13 protein-coding genes, 2 tRNA genes and 2 pseudogenes are annotated in these 16,141 nt (G+C 38.7%); 16 read left to right on the top strand and 1 reads right to left on the bottom strand.

Annotation, left to right across the window (positions count from 1 at the left end):
- Positions 1–14: 14 nt before the first annotated feature.
- Positions 15–90 (bottom strand) — tRNA-Val (locus ACFIQE_RS02190).
- Between the two features lie 172 nt (positions 91–262).
- On the opposite strand from ACFIQE_RS02190, the gene ACFIQE_RS02185 reads away from it, so the two are divergent.
- From ACFIQE_RS02185 to ACFIQE_RS02110, 16 genes and pseudogenes are all read left to right on the top strand, one after another.
- A tRNA-Asp gene (locus ACFIQE_RS02185) sits at positions 263–339 on the top strand.
- Positions 340–636: 297 nt separating this feature from the next.
- Positions 637–1,002 carry an NADH-quinone oxidoreductase subunit A gene (locus ACFIQE_RS02180; RefSeq protein WP_005773599.1) on the top strand — a complete coding sequence of 122 codons (366 nt, stop codon included), beginning with the start codon at positions 637–639 and terminating at the stop codon, positions 1,000–1,002.
- A complete protein-coding gene (locus ACFIQE_RS02175; RefSeq protein ID WP_375629768.1) occupies positions 993–1,574 on the top strand; it encodes a NuoB/complex I 20 kDa subunit family protein in 582 nt (193 codons plus the stop codon). Before ACFIQE_RS02180 ends, ACFIQE_RS02175 begins: the two co-directional genes overlap by 10 nt.
- A gap of 14 nt (positions 1,575–1,588) precedes the next feature.
- Complete coding sequence (locus tag ACFIQE_RS02170; RefSeq protein WP_375629771.1) at positions 1,589–2,200, top strand: NADH-quinone oxidoreductase subunit C; 612 nt, start codon at positions 1,589–1,591, stop codon at positions 2,198–2,200.
- Positions 2,201–2,320: 120 nt separating this feature from the next.
- Positions 2,321–3,511, top strand: a complete 1,191-nt coding sequence (locus ACFIQE_RS02165) for an NADH-quinone oxidoreductase subunit D (protein ID WP_375613457.1) — start codon at positions 2,321–2,323, stop codon at positions 3,509–3,511.
- Positions 3,511–4,201 (top strand): annotated as a pseudogene (gene nuoE / locus ACFIQE_RS02160) (NADH-quinone oxidoreductase subunit NuoE). Before ACFIQE_RS02165 ends, nuoE begins: the two are co-directional and overlap by 1 nt.
- Before the next feature lie 129 nt (positions 4,202–4,330).
- Positions 4,331–5,635 carry an NADH-quinone oxidoreductase subunit NuoF gene (gene nuoF, locus ACFIQE_RS02155; protein WP_375629774.1) on the top strand — a complete coding sequence of 435 codons (1,305 nt, stop codon included), beginning with the start codon at positions 4,331–4,333 and terminating at the stop codon, positions 5,633–5,635.
- 68 nt (positions 5,636–5,703) lie between these two features.
- Positions 5,704–7,773 (top strand): NADH-quinone oxidoreductase subunit NuoG, encoded by a 2,070-nt coding sequence (gene nuoG / locus ACFIQE_RS02150; protein ID WP_375629777.1) that lies wholly within the window; start codon positions 5,704–5,706, stop codon positions 7,771–7,773.
- A 22-nt stretch (positions 7,774–7,795) separates the two neighbouring features.
- Positions 7,796–8,842 (top strand): NADH-quinone oxidoreductase subunit NuoH, encoded by a 1,047-nt coding sequence (nuoH, locus tag ACFIQE_RS02145; RefSeq protein ID WP_375629900.1) that lies wholly within the window; start codon positions 7,796–7,798, stop codon positions 8,840–8,842.
- Positions 8,843–8,856: 14 nt separating this feature from the next.
- Complete coding sequence (gene nuoI / locus ACFIQE_RS02140) at positions 8,857–9,348, top strand: NADH-quinone oxidoreductase subunit NuoI (protein WP_273723184.1); 492 nt, start codon at positions 8,857–8,859, stop codon at positions 9,346–9,348.
- Positions 9,349–9,442: 94 nt separating this feature from the next.
- Complete coding sequence (locus ACFIQE_RS02135; protein ID WP_375621225.1) at positions 9,443–10,063, top strand: NADH-quinone oxidoreductase subunit J; 621 nt, start codon at positions 9,443–9,445, stop codon at positions 10,061–10,063.
- A gap of 14 nt (positions 10,064–10,077) precedes the next feature.
- Positions 10,078–10,386: an NADH-quinone oxidoreductase subunit NuoK gene (nuoK, locus tag ACFIQE_RS02130; RefSeq protein ID WP_273791275.1), complete on the top strand. Its 309-nt coding sequence runs from the start codon at positions 10,078–10,080 to the stop codon at positions 10,384–10,386.
- A gap of 6 nt (positions 10,387–10,392) precedes the next feature.
- Positions 10,393–12,357: an NADH-quinone oxidoreductase subunit L gene (gene nuoL, locus ACFIQE_RS02125; RefSeq protein ID WP_375707232.1), complete on the top strand. Its 1,965-nt coding sequence runs from the start codon at positions 10,393–10,395 to the stop codon at positions 12,355–12,357.
- Positions 12,357–13,826 carry an NADH-quinone oxidoreductase subunit M gene (locus ACFIQE_RS02120; protein ID WP_273791287.1) on the top strand — a complete coding sequence of 490 codons (1,470 nt, stop codon included), beginning with the start codon at positions 12,357–12,359 and terminating at the stop codon, positions 13,824–13,826. The genes nuoL and ACFIQE_RS02120 overlap by 1 nt, the downstream gene beginning before the upstream one ends.
- Before the next feature lie 17 nt (positions 13,827–13,843).
- Positions 13,844–15,298 (top strand): NADH-quinone oxidoreductase subunit NuoN, encoded by a 1,455-nt coding sequence (gene nuoN / locus ACFIQE_RS02115; protein ID WP_375706733.1) that lies wholly within the window; start codon positions 13,844–13,846, stop codon positions 15,296–15,298.
- Positions 15,298–16,108, top strand: a pseudogene (locus ACFIQE_RS02110) (biotin--[acetyl-CoA-carboxylase] ligase). The gene nuoN and the pseudogene ACFIQE_RS02110 overlap by 1 nt, the downstream one beginning before the upstream one ends.
- Positions 16,109–16,141 lie beyond the last annotated feature (33 nt).

The following is a 16,141-nucleotide window of genomic DNA, read 5'->3' as shown; positions in this document are numbered from 1 at the left end:
AATATAAAGCTATATGGTGGGCGATGAGAGACTCGAACTCCCGACATCCTCGGTGTAAACGAGGCGCTCTACCAGCTGAGCTAATCGCCCAATGCAATGATCAGCAATTGAATGGAGACTCTTTAAGGAAAAATTTTTCTAAACGCAAGAATAAAGATGGTATTTGATAATTTTTTTTAAAAATGCATAATCCTTCTTGACATAAACGCATGAACCCCTTACACGACCGCTTGTACCAAATTAAATTGGTTCGAAAAAATGCGCGGGTGTAGCTCAGTTGGTTAGAGTGCTGGCCTGTCACGCCGGAGGTCGCGGGTTCGAGCCCCGTCACTCGCGCCATTTCGTGATTCCTTATGAAATTTCCTTTTTAAAATATCCATATGCTATGAGTGATGTGGTGGAGTGTTTGATTGGGAATAAATATGTTTTTTCTTTCTTTTTATATGGTTTATAAGAATAGGGCTTGCGTCTTTCTTTGCTCTGCGTTACCTATGCCGATAAGAAAAGTATCGCTCTGTATGCCTTTGAAGCAGTATGAATAGAGTTAATAGAGCGATTGTTAAATTTGTCTGTTTGGTCTCGCAATATTGAATCATTGTGTTAAACTCAGGCATTTCGTTACGATGGAAGAGGGTTATGGCTTATTTATTGAGCTCTTATTTGCCAGTCTTGATTTTCATTATTGTGTCAGCGGTTATTGCTGGAGTTTTGTTGATTACACCTTACATTGTAGCATATCGTTCCCCCGATCCTGAAAAATTATCGGCTTATGAATGTGGGTTTAATTCATTTAGTGATGCACGCATGAAGTTTGATATTCGTTTCTATTTGGTGTCAATTTTATTTATTATTTTTGATCTTGAAGTTGCATTTCTTTTTCCTTGGGCTGTTTCATTCGAATCAATAGGTATGTTTGGCTTTTGGTCGATGATTGTGTTTTTAGCGATTTTGACTATTGGATTTATATATGAATGGAAAAAAGGAGCCCTTGAATGGAATTAATATCTAATAATTCAACGATTGAGGCTCCAAAACCAAAAGGAATCATTGATCCAAATACTGGTGGGCTGATAGGATCTGACGATAAGTTTTTTCGTGATATCAATGCTGAATTATCAGATAAGGGGTTTTTAGTTACCTCGGCAGATGCTTTGATTACTTGGGCACGTACCGGTTCTTTAATGTGGATGAGTTTTGGTTTGGCTTGTTGTGCTATCGAAATGATGCAATGCTCAATGCCTCATTATGATAATGAGCGTTTTGGATATGCACCACGAGCTTCACCCCGCCAGTCAGATGTGATGGTGGTGGCAGGTACTCTAACAAATAAGATGGCTCCTGCTTTAAGAAAAGTGTACGATCAGATGCCAGAGCCACGTTATGTGATTTCTATGGGATCATGTGCAAACGGTGGGGGATATTATCATTATTCCTATTCAGTAGTGCGGGGATGTGATCGTATCGTGCCTGTCGATATATATGTCCCAGGGTGTCCACCTACAGCAGAGGCATTATTATACGGCATATTGTTGCTACAGAAAAAAATCCGTCGTACCGGATCCATAGAGCGATAGAGAGTTTTCTTGTCATGGTGGATGAAACATTGGTTGAGCTTGCTGCTTATTTGGAAAACAAATTAAAAAATAAGCTTGAAGAGACTGTTCTTGCTTTTGGTGAATTGACCATTGTGGCACGTCTTGATGCAATTATCGATGTCTTAATGTTTGTTCGTGATGATTCTCGCTGTCAATTTATTAATCTTACAGACATTAGTGGTGTGGATTATCCTTTTCGCGATAAGCGCTTTGATGTTTCTTACCAATTGTTATCTCCTCGTGAGAATTTACGCTTACGTGTAAAAGTTCGTACGGATGAAAATACTCCTGTTGCTTCAGCTTGTACGGTTTATCCTGGCGCAGAGTGGTATGAACGTGAAACGTATGATATGTATGGGGTTTTATTTTCAGGACACCCGGATTTGAGACGGATTTTAACAGATTATGGGTTTGAAGGATATCCTTTACGCAAAGACTTTCCTGTGACAGGATTTGTTGAATGCCGTTATGATAATGAAGCAAAGAGGGTGATTTATGAGCCTGTTGTTTTGCGTCAAGAGATGCGTAATTTTGATTTTCTTTCTCCTTGGGAAGGAGGACAGTATACTTTGCCATGTGATGGGAAAGCAGATGAAAAAAAATAATATTGGTTTTGATAAGGCATTATATTAGAGTACTGTATTTCTTAAATAATTAAATATTTTTTAGCGTGATAGATTTTTTGATATTTGATATGAAGTTTTTTAAAAAGCAAGGGGTTGATTGTGGCTGAGGTCAATGTTCGAAACTTTAATATCAATTTTGGTCCGCAGCATCCTGCCGCGCATGGGGTTTTGCGCATGGTTCTGGAGCTGGACGGTGAAGTTGTTGAGCGTGTAGATCCACATATTGGGTTGTTGCATCGCGGTACTGAAAAATTAATGGAAACAAAGACTTATCTCCAAGCTGGTCCTTATCTAGATCGTTTGGATTATGTTGCTCCTATGAATCAGGAACATGCTTTTGTTCTTGCTATTGAAAAGTTATTAGATATAAAAGTTCCTAAAAGAGGGCAATTAATACGTGTTTTGTTTTCTGAAATTGGGCGTATTCTTAATCATTTGCTTAATGTAACGACACAGGCAATGGATGTTGGTGCTTTAACACCACCGCTTTGGGGATTTGAGCAACGTGAAAGATTGATGATTTTTTATGAGCGTGCCTGTGGTGCTCGTCTTCATGCAAATTATTTTCGTCCTGGTGGCGTGCATCAAGATTTACCAGAATCTTTAGTTGAGGATATTGGTGATTTTATTGATCCATTTCTTGTTTCTCTCGGAAAACTTGATGCGCTTGTGACCCCAAATCGGATTTTTAAGCAGCGTAATGTGGATATTGGCGTTGTAAGTATTGATGAAGCTTGGGCACGCGGTTTTTCTGGGGTTATGATTCGTGGAGCTGGTGTTCCATGGGATTTGCGTAAAAGTCAGCCTTATGAATGTTACGATGAAATGGAATTCGATATTCCTATAGGTAAAAATAGCGATTGTTATGATCGCTATCTTATTCGTATGGAAGAAATGCGTCAATCAGCGAAAATTATGCGCCAATGTGTGGAACGTTTACTGAGTACTGAAAAAAATGGACCGGTTTCGAGCTTGGATCGCAAAATTGTACCACCGACGCGGAGTGAAATGAAAAGCTCGATGGAAGCACTGATTCATCACTTTAAACTCTATACGGAAGGTTTTCATACACCTCCTGGAGAAGTATATGTTGCTGTGGAAGCTCCGAAGGGTGAGTTTGGTGTTTATCTTGTTTCTGATGGAACCAATAAGCCTTATCGTGTCAAGTTGCGTGCTCCTGGGTTTGCTCATCTCCAAGCTATGGATTTTTTAACCAGAGGTCATATGTTAGCAGATGCTACAGCTATTTTGGGTTCGATTGATATTGTTTTTGGGGAGGTTGATCGCTAATGTCCGTACGCCGTCTTGCAGATGATGTTTATCAGCCCGCTGAGTTTTCTTTTACAAAAGAAAATCAGATATGGGTAAAAAATACCATAAAAAAATATCCTGCAGGGCGTGAGCAGTCTGCTGTAATTCCATTATTAATGCGTGCTCAAGAGCAAGATGGTTGGGTGACACGTGCAGCGATTGAGCATATTGCTCAGATTCTTTCCATGGCTTATATCCGTGTCTTAGAAGTTGCTACTTTTTATACTCAGTTTCAGCTTAAGCCTGTTGGAACAAAAGCGCATATTCAAGTTTGTGGTACAACGCCTTGTATGTTACGTGGTTCTGACGAATTGATTAAAGTTTGTCAGAAAAAAATTCATCATGAACCTTTTGCGACCAATCAGGATGGAACCTTATCATGGGAAGAGGTGGAGTGTCTTGGTGCTTGTGTGAATGCTCCGATGGTTATGATTTTTAAAGATACTTATGAAGATCTTACAGCTGAACGCCTTGAAGAAATTATTGATGCATTTGAAGCAGGTAAGGGTTCTGAGATAGCGGTTGGTCCGCAAAATAGTCGTAAATCGTCGGAACCGATTAGTGGTTTAACTTCTCTTATTGATGATGAGAAAGAAAAAAAGATCTCTCAAGTCTTCACCAAAAAAGGATAAGGAAAGAATGGGGAACATAATTAAGTATTTTTCTTGAGAAAATATTTTATTATTCTACCCATGACGGCAACATTTAACGAAAAGTAAGAAGTCTTGAAAAGATATTTAAAAACTGCATTTGAGGAAAAGCGGAAAATGCTATGGGTAATAGAAAAAAAGGTGGGGTATGCTAGCTGATAAAGATCGTATCTTCACCAATATTTATGGTTTAAAAGACAAATCATTAAAGGCTGCGATGTTGCGTGGGCATTGGAATGGTCTGAAAGAAATGATTGACAAAGGTCGTGATTGGGTCATTGATGAAGTGAAGGCATCGGGTTTACGCGGTCGTGGTGGTGCTGGTTTTCCTACTGGAATGAAGTGGTCCTTTATGCCAAAGCAGAATGATGGGCGTCCTCATTATTTGGTTGTCAATGCCGATGAATCTGAACCTGGAACTTGTAAAGACCGTGATATTTTACGTCATGACCCCCACACTTTGATTGAAGGATGTGCAATCGCTACTTTTGCTATGGGAGCCAATGTTGCTTTTATTTATATTCGTGGTGAATATATTCGTGAACGTGAAGCGCTTCAAGCTGCCGTTGATGAATGCTATGATGCGGGTTTACTTGGTAAAAAAACGAAATATGGGCATGCTTGTGATATTGTTATTCATCATGGAGCTGGTGCTTATATTTGTGGTGAAGAAACGGCTCTTCTTGAAAGTCTTGAGGGAAAAAAGGGACAACCTCGGCTTAAACCACCATTTCCTGCCAATATGGGGATTTATGGCTGTCCAACAACAGTAAATAATGTAGAGTCTATTGCCGTTGTTCCAACGATTTTGCGGCGAGGTGCTTCGTGGTTTTCATCAATCGGACGAGCAAATAATGTTGGAACGAAATTATTTATGGTTTCAGGGCATGTTAATGCACCTTGTACATTTGAAGACGCTCTTGGTGTTTCATTCCGTGAATTAATTGAAAAACATACGGGTGGTGTTCGTGGTGGATGGAATAATCTTTTAGCAGTTATTCCAGGGGGGGCTTCTTGTCCAGTCGTTCGTGGTGAGGATATGATCGATGCGATCATGGATTTTGATGGGATGCGAGATGTCGGGTCTTCTTTTGGCACAGGGGGAATGATTGTTATGGATAAATCAACCGATATTATCAAGGCAATTTGGCGTATAGCTGCTTTTTTCAAGCACGAGAGTTGTGGTCAGTGTACACCGTGTCGTGAGGGGACGGGATGGATGATGCGTCTTTTAGGGCGTATGGTTGAGGGAAGAGCGCAAAAACGCGAGATTGATCTTTTGTTTGAAGTGTCTAAACAGGTTGAAGGACACACTATTTGTGCGCTTGGTGATGCTGCCGCATGGCCTGTACAGGGGTTGATACGTAATTTTCGTCCGGAAATCGAGCGTAGAATTGATGAATACACGCGAAATGTAGTCCAAAGCAAAAATATTGCTTTAGAAGCGGTTTAATAAAGGATTTTGTTTTAAGAGCAACCGAATGCAAATTTTAAGTGGGTTATCCGCAGGTTGGATGGGTGATGATAAATATCAAAGTTGATGGCAAAGAGATTGAAGTTCCTGATTACTACACTTTGCTTCAGGCTGCTGAGGCGGCTGGGGTAGAAATTCCACGTTTTTGTTTTCATGAATCTTTGTCAATTGCTGGAAATTGTCGTATGTGTTTAGTTGAGGTTAAGGGTGGTCCATCAAAACCTCAGGCTTCTTGTGCTATGGGGGTTCGTGATTTACGATTGGGGCCTAACGGTGAGGCACCTGAGATTTTTACCAATACACCGATGGTAAAAAAAGCACGTGAAGGTGTTATGGAATTTCTTCTCATTAATCATCCTTTGGATTGTCCAGTGTGTGATCAAGGGGGAGAGTGTGATCTTCAAGATCAAGCAATGCTTTATGGACGAGATTGTTCTCGTTATACAGAAAATAAACGTGCTGTAGAAGATAAATATATTGGACCTCTCGTCAAAACTGTTATGACACGGTGTATTCATTGTACACGGTGTGTTCGTTTTACAACGGAAGTTGCAGGTATTTCTGAACTTGGTTTGATCGGTCGTGGTGAAGATGCTGAAATTACGACGTATCTTGAAAAAGCTATGACATCTGAATTACAGGGAAATGTTATTGATCTTTGTCCAGTGGGAGCTCTAACTTCAAAACCTTATGCGTTTCATGCCCGTCCGTGGGAATTGGTAAAAACGGAATCGATTGATGTGATGGATGCGCTTGGTAGTGCTATCCGTATTGATAGCCGCGGCCGTGAAGTTATGCGGATTATGCCGCGTACGAATGAAGATGTAAATGAGGAATGGATCTCTGATAAAACGCGTTTTATTTGGGATGGATTACGGACTCAGCGGCTTGATAAGCCATATGTACGCAAAGATGGAAAGCTTCAACCTGTCAGTTGGACAGAAGCTTTTGCAAAAATTAAAATGGTAATCTCTAAAATTTTTCCAGAAAAAATTGGAGCCATTGCGGGGGATCTTGCTTCTGTTGAAGAAATGTATGCCCTTAAAGCATTATTGAGTTCTTTGGGCTCAACGCTTTTTGATTGTCGTCAAAGAGGGGGAGCTTTATCGCCAGAGTTTGGGCGCTCGAGTTATATTTTTAATCCTACAATTGTAGGTATTGAACAGGCTGATGCACTGCTTATTGTGGGATCTAATCCACGTCATGAAGCAGCTGTTTTAAATGCGCGTATTTTAAAGCGCCAACGGATGGGCAATTTTCCTATTGCATTAATTGGAGAGAAAGTCGATTTACGTTATCCTTATTCTTACCTTGGATCTGGGAGTGATACATTAACGACACTTATTCGTGGAGAGGATGTTTTTTTTAATGTCTTAAAAGAAGCGAAGAGGCCCCTTATTCTTATCGGAGAGGGAGCGGTTTCAGGAAGTGAAGGTTTATCTGTTTTAAAAAGTCTTGCTAAATTAGCTGATAATATAGGTGCTCTTAGTGAGACATGGAATGGGTTTGGGGTTCTTCATAATGCAGCATCGATTGTTGGAGGGTTGGACATAGGCTTTACTTCTAAGCTTGGGGTTGCAAATATACTTAAAACCTGTGAAGTTCTATTTTTGCTTGGTGCTGATGAAGTAGAATTAGCCAATACAAAAGCTTTTACAGTTTATATTGGGAGCCATGGTGATAATGGTGCACATGCTGCTGACGTTATTTTGCCTGCATCTGCTTACACTGAAAAATCAGGGCTTTATGTGAATACAGAAGGACGTGTTCAAATGACAAATCGGGCTGGTTTTGCTCCAGGTGAAGCAAAAGAAGATTGGGCTATTTTGCGTGCTTTATCGGATATTTTAGGACAAAAGCTCCCTTTTGATTCTCTTTCTCAATTAAGGCAATGCTTGTTTAATGATTATCCACACCTTTGTGCTGTTGATGATATAGTGCCTTCTGATATAAGTGGTCTTAAGGCGCTTGGTTCAAAAATGGTTTCTCTCGAGAGTCAAGCATTTACTTCTATGGTTAAAGATTTTTATTTAACAAATCCGATAGCACGTGCTTCTGCTGTTATGGCTGAATGTTCATCTCTTGCAAAAAAACGTGCTACACAAACAGTAAAGTAAGGGCAAAGGAAAAGGAATAATGATGTATGATTTCTTTATGACTTGGCTGTTGCCATTACTCATTATAATCGGAAAAACACTTCTTCTTTTGGTCGTTCTTTTGGTCTTAGTTGCTTATCTTCTTTATGCCGATAGAAAAATTTGGGCAGCGGTACAATTGCGTCGTGGACCAAACGTTGTTGGACCATGGGGTTTGTTACAGTCTTTTGCAGATTTAATTAAATTTGTTGTGAAAGAACCTATTATCCCAGCAGGTGCAAATAAGGGGGTTTTTCTTTTGGCTCCTTTTGTTTCAGCGACACTTGCTTTATCAACTTGGGCTGTTATTCCTGTCAATGAGGGCTGGGAGGTTGCAAAGATTAATGTTGGCTTGCTTTATATTTTAGCCATTTCATCTCTTGAAGTTTATGGTGTTATTATGGGGGGATGGGCATCAAATTCAAAATATCCTTTCTTAGGAGCTCTTCGTTCGGCGGCACAAATGGTTTCTTATGAAGTTTCCATTGGTTTTGTGCTTGTGACTGTCATTTTAATAAGTGGTTCGTTAGATCTCACAACAATTGTTTTTAAACAAACGCACGGGCTTGGTACAACTCTTGGTCTTCCTTTTAACAGTTTTCTCGATTGGAATTGGTTGGTCCTTTTTCCAATGTTTATTATATTTTTTATTTCTGCGCTTGCAGAGACAAACCGTCCTCCATTCGATTTGGTGGAAGCAGAATCTGAACTTGTTGCTGGTCATATGGTAGAATATTCTTCAACGCCTTACATGCTCTTCTTTCTAGGTGAATATGTTGCGATTGTTTTAATGTGCGCATTAACAACCATTCTATTTTTAGGCGGTTGGCTGCCTCCCTTAGATGTTTGGTGGCTTAATTGGGTTCCTGGTATCATTTGGTTTGTTTTAAAAGTCTGTTTTGTATTTTTTTGGTTTGCTATGGTCAAAGCATTTGTTCCACGTTATCGCTATGATCAGCTCATGCGGCTTGGTTGGAAGGTTTTTCTTCCTCTCTCACTAACAATGGTTGTGATAACTGCTGCTTTTTTAAAGTTTACGGATTTCGTTTAAGAGGAGATTTTACGATGTCAGGTTTTATTCAGGCGGCAAAGTCACTTCTTCTATTGGAATTTGTGAGTGCTTTTTTCTTAGCTATGCGTCAATTTTTTTCACCAAAACCCACGATTAATTATCCTTATGAAAAAGGTTTTGTATCTCAGCGTTTTCGTGGTGAGCATGCATTGCGTCGCTATCCAAATGGTGAAGAACGGTGTATTGCTTGTAAATTATGTGAAGCGATTTGTCCTGCTCAAGCGATTACAATTGAAGCTGGGCCACGGCGCAATGATGGTACACGTAGAACTGTCCGTTATGATATAGACATGGTTAAATGTATCTACTGTGGTTTTTGTCAAGAAGCCTGTCCGGTTGAAGCTATTGTCGAAGGTCCAAATTTTGAGTTTGCGACGGAAACACGTGAAGAACTTTATTATGATAAAGAAAAGCTTTTATTGAATGGAGATCGCTGGGAGCGAGAAATTGCTCGAAATATATTGATGGATGCGCCTTATCGTTAAGTGTATCGTTAAATGAGGTGTCGGATATTTTTCCGATAAATTGTAATCTGGTATGAAGTTTATACCAATTGTTTGAATAATTAAGGAGAAGCCTATGCTAACAGATCTAGCGGCGGCATTTTTCTATTTGTTTGCTTTTATTATGCTAACAAGTGCAGTTATTGTTATTACAGCACGCAATCCAGTGCATTCTGTTTTGTTTTTAATCCTCGCATTTTTTAATGCAGCAGCTTTGTTTTTACTTGCAGGAGCAGAGTTTTTGGGGCTTATTCTGCTTGTTGTTTATGTTGGAGCTGTCGCTGTTTTATTTTTATTTGTCGTTATGATGCTTGATGTTGATTTTGCTGAGTTAAAGAGTGGAACTCTTCGGTATGCTCCGATTGGGGCTCTTATTGGCATTATTATCGCTGTAGAATTGATTGTTGTTTTTATGAGTAGCTATTTTTCTCCAGTCTTGAGAACGCATGTTACGCAACCAATGCCAGATTTAGCGCAGCGAACAAATACACAAGCATTAGGTGATATTCTCTATACGGATTATGTTTTCTATTTTCAAATTGCTGGAATGATTTTATTGGTTGCAATGATTGGAGCTATTGTTTTAACACTTCGTCATAAATTAGGAGTAAAGCGGCAATCTATTGCGGAGCAAGTTTCTAGAACGGTAGAAAGTGCCATTGAAATCAAACAAGTTGAATCAGGCAAAGGTATGTAAGGGGGGCTATGTAGATGTATATTGATATTACACATTATCTCACTGTTTCTGCTTTGATGTTTACAATTGGTATTGCTGGAATTTTTCTCAACAGAAAAAATGTGATTATTATCTTGATGTCCATTGAGCTTATATTGCTTTCAGTTAATCTCAATTTTGTTGCATTTTCAGCATTTCTTCATGATCTCGTTGGTCAGGTATTCGCTTTATTTGTCTTAACCGTAGCAGCTGCTGAAGCTGCCATTGGTTTAGCAATTCTGGTCGTTTTTTTCCGTAATCGTGGTTCCATTGCGGTTGAAGATGTTAATGTAATGAAAGGCTAACCAGTGATGTATTATACGATTGTCTTTCTTCCGCTTTTGGGTTTTTTAATTGCTGCACTAGGTGGAAAAACGATAGGAGATCGTGCGAGTGAATTGATAACATGTAGCTTTATGGTTGTTGTTGCCATATTATCGTGGATAGCATTTTTCAGTATTGCACTTGGTCATATTCCAGCGATTGATGTATTGGTATTACATTGGATGACTGTTGGTGACTTAAGCTTTAATTGGGCTTTACATGTTGATACATTAACAACTGTCATGCTTATTGTTGTAAACAGTGTTTCGGCATTGGTGCATATTTATTCAATTGGTTATATGCACCATGACCCTTCAAGGTCTCGTTTTTTTTCTTATCTTTCTTTGTTTACATTTATGATGCTTATGTTGGTCACATCCAATAATTTGATTCAGATGTTTTTTGGATGGGAAGGTGTCGGACTTGCTTCTTATTTACTCATTGGTTTTTGGTTTCAGCGCGATTCTGCTAATAAGGCCGCAATGAAAGCTTTTGTAGTTAACCGTGTTGGAGACTTTGGTTTTCTCTTAGGAATCTTTAGTATTTTTGTTTTGTTTCAATCGGTTGATTTTGCCTCTATTTTTGCAAAAGCTGCCGACAAGAGCTTTATACAAAATATGACATTTTTAGATTGGCAATTTGATGGGCAGACGGCAATTACCATTACATGTCTTTTATTATTTATTGGTGCGATGGGAAAATCCGCACAATTTCTTTTACATACTTGGCTGCCTGATGCAATGGAAGGACCAACCCCTGTATCAGCGCTTATTCATGCCGCTACAATGGTAACGGCTGGTGTTTTTATGGTTGCGCGTATGTCGCCAATTTTTGAACTTTCTTCAACTGCTTTGACCGTGATTATTATTGTTGGTGCAACAACAGCGTTTTTTGCAGCAACTGTGGGGTTGGTGCAGAACGATATTAAGCGTGTTATTGCTTATTCTACATGCTCTCAACTTGGTTATATGTTTGTGGCATTAGGTGTTGGAGCTTATGGCGCTGCTGTCTTTCATCTTTTTACGCATGCTTTTTTTAAAGCCTTATTGTTTCTTGGTGCAGGTTCTGTGATTCATGCTGTATCTGATGAACAAGATATGCGAAAAATGGGTGGGTTACGCAAACATATAAAGGTCACCTATTGGATGATGATGGTCGGGACCATTGCCTTGACCGGTGTTGGAATTCCAGGAACACTTTTCGGGACTGCAGGTTTTTTCTCAAAAGATGCGATTATAGAGTCTGCTTTTGCATCTCATAATATTGCTTCAGGATATGCTTTTTATCTTCTTGTTTTTGCTGCCTTTTTAACAAGTTTCTATTCATGGCGACTTATCTTTATGACATTCCATGGTAAACCACGGGCAACAGTTGATGTGATGCATCATGTTCATGAATCGCCTCCAGTTATGTTGATTCCACTCTTTCTTTTATCTATTGGAGCAATATTTTCTGGTGTCGTTTTCCAATCTTACTTTTTTGGTGACTTGTATAATGCTTTTTGGAAGGGAGCATTATTTACAAGCAGCCATAATCATATTCTTCATGATGCTCACCATGTTTTTAATTGGGTAAAATGGTCGCCTTTTATAGCAATGATTCTTGGGTTTATGTTGGCTTATTTATTTTATATTGTGGCTCCCTCTCTTCCAAAGAAAATGGCGCGTATTATGCCAGGAGTGTATCACTTTCTTTACCAAAAGTGGTATTTCGATCAATTATATAACTTTTTATTTGTTCGTCCTACCTTTAGAATTGGTTCTTTTCTTTGGAAAGTGGGAGACGGTAAGATTATTGATGGTCTAGGTCCCAATGGTATTGCAGCGCGTGTTGTTGATATTACAAATAGAGTTGTTCGAATGCAAACAGGCTATCTTTACCACTATGCATTTGCAATGCTTATCGGCGTTGCATTGCTCATTACATGGATGATGATCGGGGGCGTAAACTAATGACCGATTGGCCTATTCTTTCTACGGTTACATTTTTGCCGCTTGTTGGTGTTCTTCTGATTTTGTTTATCAAAGATGATAGTGAAGTAGCACGCCATAATATACGTAATGTCGCATTTTTTACGACTCTATTTGTTTTTATTATTTCTTTAATTATTTGGATAGGATTTGATTCTAGCAACCAAAATTTTCAAATGGTTGAAAAATCCAGTTGGTTAGGGGGGGGTATTAGCTATCATATGGGGGTCGATGGTATTTCTATTCTTTTTGTTGTTCTCTCGGCTTTTCTTTTGCCTTTCTGTATTTTAGCAAGTTGGGAGAATGTTAAAGAGAGATTAAAAGCCTATATGATTGCGTTTCTTCTTCTAGAAGTTGCGATTATTGGTGTTTTTTGTGCTCTTGATGCAATGCTATTCTATGTTTTTTTTGAAGGCAGCCTCATTCCAATGTTTATCATTATAGGTGTATGGGGAGGAGCACGTCGTGTTTATGCAAGTATAAAGTTTTTCTTATATACTTTACTTGGTTCAGTGCTTATGCTGGTTGCTCTTATGGTTATGTATTGGGAGGCTGGGACACTTGATATACCAACTTTACTCAATTATCAGTTTCCTGCTCATATGCAAATATGGCTATGGCTTGCATTTTTTGCTTCTTTCGCAGTTAAAATGCCAATGTGGCCAGTTCATACATGGCTTCCTGATGCTCACGTAGAAGCACCGACAGCGGGTTCTGTTATTTTAGCTGGTGTCTTACTTAAATTAGGTGGGTATGGTTTTCTTCGTTTTTCTTTGCCTATGTTTCCTATCGCTTCAGCAGATTTTGCGCCTTTTGTTTTCACATTATCGCTTATCGCTATTATTTATACATCACTGGTTGCACTTGTTCAAAGTGACATCAAAAAACTTATTGCATATTCCTCAATAGCGCATATGGGATATGTAACGATGGGTATTTTTGCTGCGAATGAACAGGGGATACAAGGGGCTATTTATCAGATGCTATCCCATGGAATTGTTTCAGCAGCATTGTTTCTTTGTGTTGGGGTTATCTATGATCGCTTGCATACACGTGAAATTTCAGCGTTTGGTGGTTTAGTGAATAATATGCCTAAATATGCTGTTGTTTTCTTAATTTTCACCATGGCAAATGTTGGTTTGCCTGGAAGCTCAGGATTTTTGGGTGAATTTTTAACCTTAATAGGTGTTTTTCAAGTAAATAAATTGGTTGTTGTTTTAGCAACAACAGGTGTTATCTTATCGGCAGCCTATGCCCTTTATCTTTATCGGCGTGTGGTTTTTGGTTCCTTGGATAAAGAGAATTTAAAAGTATTAATAGATCTTTCTTTAAGAGAAAAATTCCTCCTTTATCCAATGGTTATTCTTACAATATTCTTTGGTATCTATCCAACGCCTATTCTTAAGGCAACGGCGTTTTCCGTAGAAACCCTCATCAATAAACTGCACTAGATAAGGGAAGAATGCACATGCAAACTGAAATAATAGCGCAATTAGTCTTAATTCTTCCAGAGCTTTTAATTGCATTAGGAGCTGTCGTGCTGCTTATGATTGGTGTTTATTCCAATACACGTGCTTCTTTAACAGTGACAGGTTTAGCCATAGCAATTCTTGTGGCAACCATTATTATTCTTATAATTTTTCCGAAAAATGGTTCATTTCAAACCAATGCGCTCGTTATCGATTCCTTTAGTCGTTATATGAAAATTTTAATGCTTATTGGTGCACTCTTTTCTCTTATCATGTCTGTTGGTTTTGCCAATGCACAAAAGTTTAATATATTTGAGTTTCCAGTACTTGTTCTTTTAGCAACCCTTGGAATGATGTTTATGATTTCAGCGGGTAATATGCTGTCGCTTTATATGGGGTTAGAGCTGCAATCTTTAGCTTTATATGTTTTAGCAGCGATTAATCGTAATAATGTAAAATCTTCTGAAGCCGGTATAAAATACTTTGTTTTAGGAGCATTATCTTCAGGTTTGCTTCTTTATGGTATTTCTTTGCTTTATGGTTTTACCGGTCAAATTGGTTTTCACGAAATTGCTCTTGCTTTAAAAGGCAAAAATGTACAATTGGGGGTCATTTTTGGAATTGTCTTTATTTTAGCTGGTTTGGCTTTCAAAATTTCTGCTGTTCCGTTTCATATGTGGACACCTGATGTTTATGAAGGAGCGCCCACACCGATTACAGCATTTTTTGCTGGTGCCCCTAAAGTTGCTGCAATGGCTTTAACCATCCGTATTATTGTGGTGACCTTTATTCCCCTAGGGCGTGTTGATAACGTGATGCCTGCATGGCAACAAATTTTGGTGTTCATGGCGATTGCATCAATGATACTGGGTGCTTTTGCTGCAATCGGTCAGAATAATATTAAGCGCTTAATGGCTTATTCGTCGATCAGTCATATGGGTTATGCACTTGTTGGTTTATCTGCTGGAGATATGCTTGGGATAAAAAGTGTTATCCTTTATATGACTATTTATCTTGGAATGACGCTTGGTTCATTTGCCTTTATTCTTGGAATGCGCTCTCAGAATGGAAATGTTGAAAATATTTATGATCTTTCAGGGTTAGCAAAGACGAATCCGTTTATGGCTGTTGTGATGACAATACAGCTTTTCTCTTTAGCCAGTATACCACCTATGGCTGGTTTTTTTGGAAAGTGGTATACCTTTTCTGCTGCTGTCCACGCTGGACTTACGCCACTTGCTGTCGTTGGGATGATAGCGTCTGTCGTTGGGGCTTTTTACTATTTGCGAGTCATTAAAATTATGTGGTTTGATGATGCACAAGCGCATTTTGTTGCTTTATCGAAAGAGCTTCAATTTTGTCTTGGTCTTTCTGTATTCTTTATTTTATTTTACGCGCTTTTTGGAGTTTGGTTCGCTGAGCTAGCAGAAAAAGCAGCAACAGCATTGTTTTAATGAATATGGTTTATACTTTATCAGATTTTGCACAAAAACAGGGATACACTGTTGAAGCGTACGATAGTGTTGATTCAACAAATCTCATTGCGCAACGAAAAGCGCAAACTGGTCATCAAGGTAATCTTTGGATTGTTGCACAAGAACAATCACAGGGAAGAGCAAGAAGAGGGAGGACTTGGTCTAGTCCAAAAGGGAACCTTTATTCTAGTCTTTTATTAATTGATGATATTGTTCATCAAACTGCGGCTCAACTTGGTTTTGTTGCTGGAGTAAGTGTGGCAGAGGCAATAAAACAATTGATAAAAGAGGAAAAGCAGACAAACAATATTGTGAGCTTAAAATGGCCAAACGATATTTTGCTCAGAGGAGAAAAAAGCTCTGGAGTTTTGCTTGAGATTTTAAAATTGTCATCACAACAATATGCCTTGGTTATTGGTATTGGAATAAATGTGAAATATAATTATGAAGATGCGCCCTATTCCACTTCAAGCTTAAAGAATATCGGTTTGCATATTGATGCAGAACAATTATTTACGGTTTTGACGGAGTGTTTTTCTAAAAATTACCTTCTTTGGAAACAACCAAAAGGATGTGAAATAATCCGAAAAAAATGGCTTTTATACTCCGCTCATCTTGGGAAATATGTCAAAGTGGTGAATGATGAAAAAGTCATTGAGGGTATTTTTGATGGTCTTGATAGTGATTTTAACTGCATCATAAAGCAAAAAGACGGTCAGACAGCAATTATAACAGCTGGGGATGTTCATTTTGGTTTGGCTGATTCTGTCTAATGCAGGCCGTTGTTGAAAAATTATTTTATCATCAAATACCTTAATGATT

This window comes from Bartonella sp. AA1HLJMS, from assembly GCF_042197445.1.
Taxonomy (GTDB): domain Bacteria; phylum Pseudomonadota; class Alphaproteobacteria; order Rhizobiales; family Rhizobiaceae; genus Bartonella.
The sequence above is the reverse complement of the archived record's forward strand: the minus strand, read 5'-3'. Positions and strand labels throughout refer to the sequence as shown.

Bases quoted from the DNA above. Each gene is read 5' to 3' on its own strand.
- nuoF (WP_375629774.1), top strand. From the start codon at position 4,331: ATGCTAGCTGATAAAGATCGTATCTTCACCAATATTTATGGTTTAAAA.
- ACFIQE_RS02180 (WP_005773599.1), top strand. From the start codon at position 637: ATGGCTTATTTATTGAGCTCTTATTTGCCAGTCTTGATTTTCATTATT.
- ACFIQE_RS02135 (WP_375621225.1), top strand. From the start codon at position 9,443: ATGCTAACAGATCTAGCGGCGGCATTTTTCTATTTGTTTGCTTTTATT.
- nuoN (WP_375706733.1), top strand. From the start codon at position 13,844: ATGCAAACTGAAATAATAGCGCAATTAGTCTTAATTCTTCCAGAGCTT.
- ACFIQE_RS02120 (WP_273791287.1), top strand. From the start codon at position 12,357: ATGACCGATTGGCCTATTCTTTCTACGGTTACATTTTTGCCGCTTGTT.
- nuoG (WP_375629777.1), top strand. From the start codon at position 5,704: ATGATAAATATCAAAGTTGATGGCAAAGAGATTGAAGTTCCTGATTAC.
- nuoK (WP_273791275.1), top strand. From the start codon at position 10,078: ATGTATATTGATATTACACATTATCTCACTGTTTCTGCTTTGATGTTT.
- ACFIQE_RS02175 (WP_375629768.1), top strand. From the start codon at position 993: ATGGAATTAATATCTAATAATTCAACGATTGAGGCTCCAAAACCAAAA.
- nuoI (WP_273723184.1), top strand. From the start codon at position 8,857: ATGTCAGGTTTTATTCAGGCGGCAAAGTCACTTCTTCTATTGGAATTT.
- nuoL (WP_375707232.1), top strand. From the start codon at position 10,393: ATGTATTATACGATTGTCTTTCTTCCGCTTTTGGGTTTTTTAATTGCT.
- nuoH (WP_375629900.1), top strand. From the start codon at position 7,796: ATGTATGATTTCTTTATGACTTGGCTGTTGCCATTACTCATTATAATC.
- ACFIQE_RS02170 (WP_375629771.1), top strand. From the start codon at position 1,589: ATGGTGGATGAAACATTGGTTGAGCTTGCTGCTTATTTGGAAAACAAA.